The sequence below is a fragment of the Calidithermus roseus genome, from assembly GCF_003574095.1.
Taxonomy (GTDB): domain Bacteria; phylum Deinococcota; class Deinococci; order Deinococcales; family Thermaceae; genus Calidithermus; species Calidithermus roseus.
This window is the reverse complement of record NZ_QWLA01000107.1, coordinates 1-7,770: the sequence shown is the minus strand read 5'-3', so window position 1 is coordinate 7,770 and position 7,770 is coordinate 1. Positions and strand designations below refer to the sequence as shown.

At 67.6% G+C, this 7,770-nt stretch carries 10 protein-coding genes; 8 read left to right on the top strand and 2 right to left on the bottom strand.

Annotated features, from left to right (window positions below):
• On the top strand, nucleotides 1-131 hold a 131-nt coding region (locus tag Mrose_RS17170), incomplete at its 5' end, for a M23 family metallopeptidase (protein ID WP_147371707.1).
• Here Mrose_RS17170 and Mrose_RS17165 read toward each other — a convergent pair.
• A complete protein-coding gene (locus Mrose_RS17165; RefSeq protein ID WP_119280349.1) occupies nucleotides 128-697 on the bottom strand; it encodes a GNAT family N-acetyltransferase in 570 nt (189 codons plus the stop codon). The genes Mrose_RS17170 and Mrose_RS17165 overlap by 4 nt on opposite strands.
• 127 nt (nucleotides 698-824) lie before the next feature.
• On the opposite strand from Mrose_RS17165, the gene Mrose_RS17160 reads away from it, so the two are divergent.
• The 7 genes from Mrose_RS17160 (at nucleotide 825) to Mrose_RS17130 (ending at nucleotide 6,304) form a co-directional block, all read left to right on the top strand.
• Entirely contained in the window at nucleotides 825-1,214 is a 390-nt protein-coding gene (locus Mrose_RS17160; protein ID WP_119280347.1) for a bactofilin family protein, read from the top strand.
• A 99-nt stretch (nucleotides 1,215-1,313) separates the two neighbouring features.
• Complete coding sequence (gene accD / locus Mrose_RS17155) at nucleotides 1,314-2,168, top strand: acetyl-CoA carboxylase, carboxyltransferase subunit beta (RefSeq protein WP_119280345.1); 855 nt, start codon at nucleotides 1,314-1,316, stop codon at nucleotides 2,166-2,168.
• Nucleotides 2,152-3,099 (top strand): acetyl-CoA carboxylase carboxyltransferase subunit alpha, encoded by a 948-nt coding sequence (locus Mrose_RS17150; RefSeq protein WP_119280351.1) that lies wholly within the window; start codon nucleotides 2,152-2,154, stop codon nucleotides 3,097-3,099. The genes accD and Mrose_RS17150 overlap by 17 nt, the downstream gene beginning before the upstream one ends.
• Nucleotides 3,100-3,105: 6 nt before the next feature.
• Nucleotides 3,106-3,876 carry a hypothetical protein gene (locus Mrose_RS17145; RefSeq protein ID WP_147371706.1) on the top strand — a complete coding sequence of 257 codons (771 nt, stop codon included), beginning with the start codon at nucleotides 3,106-3,108 and terminating at the stop codon, nucleotides 3,874-3,876.
• 117 nt (nucleotides 3,877-3,993) lie between these two features.
• The gene (locus Mrose_RS17140) at nucleotides 3,994-4,512 is read left to right on the top strand and encodes a response regulator transcription factor (RefSeq protein WP_119280341.1); all 519 of its coding nucleotides are present in this window, start codon (nucleotides 3,994-3,996) and stop codon (nucleotides 4,510-4,512) included.
• Between the two features lie 559 nt (nucleotides 4,513-5,071).
• Complete coding sequence (locus Mrose_RS17135) at nucleotides 5,072-5,440, top strand: hypothetical protein (RefSeq protein ID WP_119280339.1); 369 nt, start codon at nucleotides 5,072-5,074, stop codon at nucleotides 5,438-5,440.
• A gap of 9 nt (nucleotides 5,441-5,449) precedes the next feature.
• Nucleotides 5,450-6,304 carry a GGDEF domain-containing protein gene (locus Mrose_RS17130; RefSeq protein ID WP_119280337.1) on the top strand — a complete coding sequence of 285 codons (855 nt, stop codon included), beginning with the start codon at nucleotides 5,450-5,452 and terminating at the stop codon, nucleotides 6,302-6,304.
• A gap of 124 nt (nucleotides 6,305-6,428) precedes the next feature.
• Here the strand turns inward: Mrose_RS17130 and Mrose_RS17125 are convergent.
• A partial coding sequence (locus Mrose_RS17125; RefSeq protein ID WP_119280335.1) for an HD domain-containing phosphohydrolase occupies nucleotides 6,429-7,770 on the bottom strand: 1,342 nt, incomplete at its 5' end.

Sequence of the window (7,770 nt, the reverse complement as noted above, 5' to 3'; positions counted from 1 at the left end):
AGGCGGGCGAGGTTCTGGGCTGGGTGGGCTCCACGGGCCGCTCGACCGGCTCTCACCTGCACTACACGGTCTTCCGCTATGGGGTAGCCGTAGACCCCATGCCGTACCTGGACGCTTTAGCCGCCCGCTAGCCCTGCGGTCCCTTCAGCCCTGGCCACTCCTGGGCCAGCAGCGAGTAGCAGGCCGTGTCCACGAAGCCGTGGAGCCGCTTCCAGTCCTGCCGGCGAATGCCCTCGAAGGTGAAGCCCAGCCTCTCGGCCAGCCGCCGGGAGGGTTGGTTGTCCACCTCGATCCGCATTTGCACCCGGTTGAGCTTCAATTCCTCGAACACGAAGCCCAACATGGTCCGGATGGCCCGCGTCATCAGCCCGCGCCCGCTAGCCCACTCGGCCAGCCAGTAGCCGATCTCGGTGCTGACGGGCTCGTCGTTCACCCGCTCGATGGGGAAAAACACGATGCCCCCCGCCATCCTGCCGTCCTGCCAGATGCCCACCCAAGGCAGGCCGTCTTCGGCGTAGCGGGTGATGCCCCGCAGGATAAACAACTCGGCGTCCTCGAGCGTCTGCATCTGTGCGCTCCAGTCCAGCCAGCGGTCCAGGTGCTCGCGGCTGTCGCGCGCAAACTCCAAGAGCTCCTGGGCATGGTGCATCTCGAGGGCCTGCAAGTAGGCCCCGTCGCCTAGGTCGCGTCTGAACATTCTTACCCCCTTGCTTCCAAATTCTATCGGCTACGTGAGCTACGCGGACGCGAGCCTCTCGGGCGGGCGGCTTTAGCAAAGCCCAATGCTGGCCCCGGACCCTGGGCAAGCAGGGTAAACTAAGCCGATGTTGAGCCGTGGAAAATCTTCACCCAACGCTTCGCTGACCTATCTGGCTGAAGGTAGCGAGCTCGAGGGCACCCTCAAGGCCAAAGGACAGGTGCGCATCGACGGCGTGGTGCGGGGTTCGGTGCTGGTGGAAGGCGAACTCGAGATCGGCCCCAGCGGGGTCGTCGAAGGCGAACAGCTGCGGGCCAAGAACGCCCACGTGCAGGGCAAGGTCCGCGCTGCTGTCTCGGTGGAGGGCAAGCTCACCCTCACCAAGAGCGGGCAACTCGAGGGCGACGTGCGGGCCAGAGCCCTCGACATCGAGGCCGGGGCGGTCTTCATCGGGCGCAGCCAGACCGGCGAGGTCAAGGCCGCCCTGCCCCAACCCTCCAAACCCGCCAGCGAGTGAATCCTGAGCAGCCTGGAGGACCATTTGTACGGCCCTCCGCGATTTTTTTGAACTGCGTAAAGGCAAAACCCCGCTCAAACGCGGTAAAGTAGTTGGGCTGTGGCCCTTGAACGTTTGTTCCGCCGTCGGCGCGCCCAGGGTGAGGTCCGCGACGTCCCCGAACTGTGGACCCGCTGCCCGAGCTGTGACGCGCCCATCTACAAGAAAGACCTCGAGCAAAACCTCTACGTCTGCCCCAAGTGCAGCCACCACATGCGCTTTCCCGCCCTCAGGCGCATCGAGTCCCTGGCCGACGCCGGCACCTTCGAGCAGACCACCCGGCTCAAGCCCGCCGACCCGCTGGAATTCGTGGACACCGAGCCTTACGTCAAGCGCCTCGAGCGCTACCAGAAGGAGGCCGGTCGCCCCGACGCCATCGTGGGTGGGCGCTGCCTGATCGGGGAGGTGCCCAGCGTGCTGCTGGTCATGGACGCGGCCTTCGCTGGGGGTTCGATGGGCAGCGTGGTGGGCGAGGAGATCGCCCGAGGAGCCGAGCTGGCCGCCCAGGAGAACCGTTCCTTGGTGATCGTCTCGGCCTCGGGGGGAGCCCGCATGCAGGAAGCGGCGCTCTCGCTGATGCAGATGGCCAAGACTACCCTGGCCCTCGACCGGCTGTGGGCCAGGCGCCTGCCCTACGTCTCCATCCTCACCGACCCCACCACTGGGGGCGTGACCGCTAGCTTCGCCGCCATCGCCGACGTGATCTTCGCCGAGCCGGGGGCCCTCATCGGCTTCGCCGGTCCCCGCGTGATCAAGCAGACCATCCGCCAGGACCTGCCCGAGGGCTTCCAGCGCTCGGAATTTCTGCTCAAGCACGGCATGGTGGACCGCGTGGTGGACCGCCGGAAGCTGAAGGAGGCGGTGACGCGGGTGCTCAGGCAATTCGTGGGGGGTGCGCGTGCCGCTGGAGTTTGAGAAGCCCATCCTCGAGCTCGAGACCCGCATCGCCGAACTCGAGAAGTACGCTCAGGAGAGCGGGGTGGGACTCGAGGGCGAACTCTCGGTGCTCAGGGAGCGGCTCAAGAAGCTTCAGGACGACACCTACGGCAACCTCACGCGCTGGCAGCGGGTGCAACTGGCCCGCACGCCGGGGCGCCCCACCACCCTCGACGTGCTGGGCGGGGTGTTCCAGGACTTCTTCGAGCTCTGTGGCGATCGCACCTTCTCCGACGACCCGGCCATCGTGGGTGGCCTGGCCTACCTCGAGGGCACGCCGGTGGTGGTCTGCGGCCAGCAGAAAGGCCGTGATACCAAGGAGAACATTCAGCGCAACTTCGGTATGCCCCACCCGGAGGGCTACCGCAAGGCCATGCGCCTGATGGACCTCGCCGACCGCTTCCGCCAGCCCTTCATCGCCTTCATCGATACCCCCGGAGCCTATCCCGGCATCTCCGCCGAGGAGCGGGGCCAGGCCTGGGTCATCGCCCAGAGCATCCAGCGCATGGCCCGCCTGCGGGTTCCGGCCATCGCGGTGATCCTGGGTGAGGGAGGTTCGGGTGGGGCGCTGGCCATCGGGGTGGGCAACCGGGTGCTGATCCTGGAGAACGCCTGGTACTCCGTCATCTCCCCCGAGTCCTGTGCGGCCATCCTGTGGCGCGACGCCAAGGAGGCGGCCAAGGCCGCCGAGGCTCTCAAGCTCTCGGCCCCCGACCTGCTGCAACTGGGCATCGTGGACCGGGTTATCCCCGAACCGGGCGGCGGAGCCCATCGCGACCCGGCGACCACCCTCGCCAACCTCAAGACCGCGCTCCTGGAGACCCTGGCCGAACTCAAAGACTTGGGCCCGGAAGAGCTCTTCGAGGACCGCTACCGGCGCTTCAGGGGGCTGGGGGTCTACGCCGAGTAGGTAAAAGTGCTCTTTTCAGGCGCTCGAGTTCGGGCGAAGCTGTCGCTGATGCTGGCTACCCTGCGCCACAACCACGGGTGGGCGCTGGCCCTGGGGTTCAACTGGGTGCTGTGGCTGTGGGCTATCTCCCTGCAGCCCCCATGGTTGAGCGCTTCCATCGCCTACGCTAATTTTGTCGCGGTCGTCGGGTATTTTCGCATGGCCGCCCATCTGCCCTCGCCCGTCCAGCGGGCGATGCACGGCATGGGCATCGCCACGGGGCTGCTGGGGGGTGCGGAGGTGCTGCTGGTGCTCCAGCATGTCTTCGCGCTCCCCACCGGCTGGCTGCAGGAGAGCTTGTTCATGACCGGAGCCCTCACGGCGGCGTTTTATGCCCTCAGCCTGCCAGGGGCCATCGAGCGCTTGCGGCTCTACCATCCCGGCGTAGCCCGGCGTGCGGTGCTCGGCCCGTTGCTCGCCGGTGGAGTGTGTACCCTGGTGGCCTGGCTGTTCAGGCCCTACTTCACCCCGGTTGCTCTCTACACCCTCATCACCTTCACGCTGTTCTTCCTCTTCGCCTATCAGGTCAGCCTCATGTCCCGCCATCGCCTGCGCGAGAGCTTGCTGCGGGTGATGTGGGGGCTGGCCCTGGTGAGCCTGGCGCGCATCATCGGGATCATCGGCGGCTTCGATCCCCCGCCCTGGGTGACGGTTGGCTTCACGTCGCTGTGGATTGCCGGGATGCAGGTCGTGGCCTCGGCAGCCCTCGAGCGGCCCCCGGTTTACCCCAGCCGCTGAGGCCAGGGGCGAGGCACGCATGAAGGGTGCGATAACGTGCGCTAACGGCCACACTGCTTGAAATCTGGCCTGGTTACAGGGTAGGCTCATCCTAATCGCCGGAGGCCAAGCCTCGCCATGTCCAAGAGCGTCACCATCCACGGTTCTTCCCCCTGGCTCTGCTCCGCGGCTGAAAGCCTCTACGGTGCGATAGGCCTGGCCAGGCCTGTCACCCTGGTGCTCGACCAGCCCGTAGGCTTTGCCCTGCAGGTGCTCCCCTTGCTCGAGCCGCCGTTCGTGGTCGCCACGCCGTCGGCTTCTCCCCACTACCTCCAGGAGTTGGCCAGCTACCGCCCGGCGGCGGTTCTGCTCGAGCCCGTCTCCCCCCAGCGCATGCGGGAGGCACTCGAGGCGGTGGCCTCGGGCGCGGTGTTGCCGGTCGAGGGGCTCGAGGGCGTCGAACCCCTGACCCAGCGCGAGCGCCAGGTGGCCCGTTTGCTGATCAAGGGCCTGAGCGACAAGGAAATTGCCAGGGAATTGCGGGTCGAGCCCAAGACGGTGTCGAACTGGGTCTACAGCCTCAAGCAGAAGATGGGTGCAGACAACCGTTCGCAGGTGGCGTTGCTCTATCTGGGATTGCGCGTCGAGCCGCCCTAGAGCACTCTTCAGGGGTTGTGGGGATTCTCCACGTTCACGAGCGATGAGGGGCGGTTGAGTGCCGCGACGCTTCTTGCGTCGTTTGCCGAGTGATACCAACTGGAATTACGCGGATCCAGGGAAGTGGATTGGAATGGGCTTCCCGTCACTAAGGAAACCCAAAGATGAGTCTAAAAAAGCTCAAAGATAGCGCAGGGGGGAGGTATGTGTACGGGTTCAATGTGGCGTTGCTGATTTGGACAGATGGACAGCGGAAGATACTGTGGGGTACGGGGTTTTCACTTCTGGCCGGGCAGTCCCTATCTTTATCAGCTCCTACATACTTCTCGCAAGTTTTGTCGTGTACCTGTACCTAGGCCCATAACCTCAAGCGTCTGGCCAGCGTTTTGTGGGTGGCAACTTGGGCTATACAAATACCTCGGCAACGGTGTACTGAGGACGTGCGCCGTGGTGGACATCGCTGGTGCCAAACACTGATCCATGGCTCGCCTGCCAGGCTGCTCGAGCTGCTCGAAAATCACTTCCGCCATCCTTCATGCACATTAGACTAAGGGCAGCCATGAGCAAGCCTGAGTCTCGCGAGCACAGCCAGAAGCACCTGCAGCTAAGCCTGCGGGCCCAGCCCTTCGAGATCCCTCCCTTGTGGGACGCGCTCCTGATCGGTCGGGGCGCCCCCATCGGCCCAGAGGCGGCCCGGCGGATGGCCGAGAGCCTGTCCCCCGGCCAGTTCGAGCTGATTCCCCTGGAAGGGGAAGGGTCGGTAGTCGAGGCCTGCCTGGTGCGCAAGAAGCTGCTGCGGCTGGTGGAGGCGGAAAGCCTGGTCCAGCTCCTGCTGGAGGAGTGCGCGCAGATGCTCGACGAGGAGGCGGTGATCCGGGTGCACCTGGACCCGGAGTTGCAGGCCAAGCGTACCCTCAGGCTAAGATAGGTCCGGCTTATGCAGCGCCGCGTTATCGACGCCATGACCCCGGACCCCCTGGTGGTCGAGGGGGAGGTGAGCGTGGCCGAGGCGGCCCGGCTGATGAACCAGCACCGGGTGGGTGGCCTGCCGGTGGTGACGGGCGAGCGGTTGGTGGGCCTGCTGACCTCGCGGGATGTGCGGGCCGCCCACCCCAACCGCCTGGTGCTGGACGCCATGCGCAAAGACCCCCTGACCATACCCCCCGAGGCCAGCCTCTTCGAGGCCTTCGAGCGCATGCAGGAGGCCGAGGTGGAGCGGCTCCTGGTGGTGCGCGCGGGGAAGCTGGTGGGGGTGCTGACCAAGGGCGCGCTCCTGTATTCCCTGGGCGCCAGCCAGGACCCCCTGACCGGGCTGTCCCGCGCCGACCGGCTGCGGCACACCCTGGAGAGCTACCTGCAGGGAGGGCTGGACCCCACGCTAGTCTTCGCCGACCTGGACAGCTTCGGCTCCCTCAACAAAGCCCACGGGCACGTGGCCGCCGACCGGGCCCTGCGGGCGCTGGGCCGCCTGCTGGGGGGCTTCGCCCGCGCCCACGGCGGGGAGGCCTTCCGCTACGCCGGCGATGAGTTCGTGCTGCTCTTCCCCCGGCCCCGCGGCGAGGTGCTGCCGCTACTGGAGGAGCTGCGGCGGGAGGTGGGGGTCCTGAAGGTGGAGGGCCTGCCGCCGCTGGCCCTGTCCCTGGGTGTGTCGGGGGGGCGGCGCGGCCCGGGCCGGGTGCCGGAGAACCCTGCGGCCACTGCCGACGACCTGATCAACCTGGCCAGCCAGGCCTCCACCCGGGCTAAGGGCAGTCCCCAGGGCTGGGTGGAGGCGGCCGAGTCCTCTCGCTAAGGGCGCCCTGACCTCGGAGTTGTCCTCGACGCCAGCACGCGCCACCCGCACTTGAGGGGCTGGCGGAGGAGGACCGTCAAGCCCGTCGGATCTCCAAAGCGAACATCCAGGGTAATGCCGACGGCTAGCCGCCATACCCCTCCCGCAATTGGCGCACGAAGGCCCGCGCCAGCTCAGGGTCGAACTGGCGGCCCGCCTGGCGCTCGATCTCGGCCAGGGCCTCCTCACGGCTCCAGGCCGGCTTGTAGGGGCGCTCGGAGGTAAGGGCGTCGTAGACGTCGGCCAGGGCGAAGATACGCGCCAGCAGGGGGATGGCCTCTCCCGCGAGGCCGTCGGGGTAGCCGCTGCCGTCCCAGCGCTCGTGGTGGTGGCGGATGACCTCTAGCGTGGCCGGTGGGAGGAAGCCCAGCCGCTGGGCCATCTCCTCGCCCAGGATGGCGTGGGCCTTCATGCGCTCCCACTCCTCGGGGGAGAGCTTGCCGGGCTTCTTGAGGATGGGGTCGGGGATGGCCAGCTTGCCCAGGTCGTGCAGGTAGGCCCCCAGGCGCAGCTCGGTAAGCGCGGGCTCACCCAGGCCCAGCTCCTCGGCCAGGCGCAGGGCCAGCGCGGTGACCCGCTCGGTGTGCCCGGCGGTCTCGAGGTCGCGGTACTCCAGCGCCACCCCCAGCCCCTTGAGGGCCTCCTCTCGCGTCTGGCGCAGCTGCTGCAGGGTCTGAGCCTTCTCCAGCGCGCGCTCCAGGCGGCGAGCGGCGAAGCCCAGCAGCGGCAGAGGGTCCTCGCGGTAGGCCCGACGGAAGTCCAGCAGACTCAGGACCCCCACGGTCCGGCCGAACAGCCCCACCGGCATATGGGCGGCGCTCTTCAACCCCAAAGCCACCCGCTCGGGCAGGGCCAGGGGGTGGTCCGGGTAGGAGGGGGCGTAAAGGGCCTCCCCCGTGAGCAGGGCCTGGCCCATCAGCCCCCGCTTCAAGGGCTGGCGCTCGTGGCGGACCTGGGTGAGCCACGCCTCGGGGGGCTCCCCGGTCACCACCCGCGTCCACAGGCCTTCGGGGGTAGCCTCGCTGAAAAGAGCCATCTGAAAGCCGCTGATGCGCCACAGGGCTTCCATGGCTTCCTTCAGGATGGCCTCGGGGTCCTCCAGCGCCTCCAGCCGGGCCGAGAGTTCGGCCAGCGCCCGGAAGCGCTCCGCCTCGCCCTGGGCCTTGCGCAAAGCCTCGAGGCGAGCGATGGCCGCCCCGGCGGCCTCAGCCAGGGCCAGCAGGAGGTGGCGATCCTCGGGCAGCAACCCCCCGCCCTGCTCGGCAGTGTCAGCGGAGAGCACCCCCAACACCCGTCCCTCGGCGTCGCGCAGGGGCACCCCCAGGTAGGCCGCCCGGCTGGGTCGCCCGGAGAAGAACAGGGCCTCAGGCGCCTGCGAGGCGTCCTCCAGGTATAGCGGCTCCCCCCCCTCCAGCACCCGCCAGGCC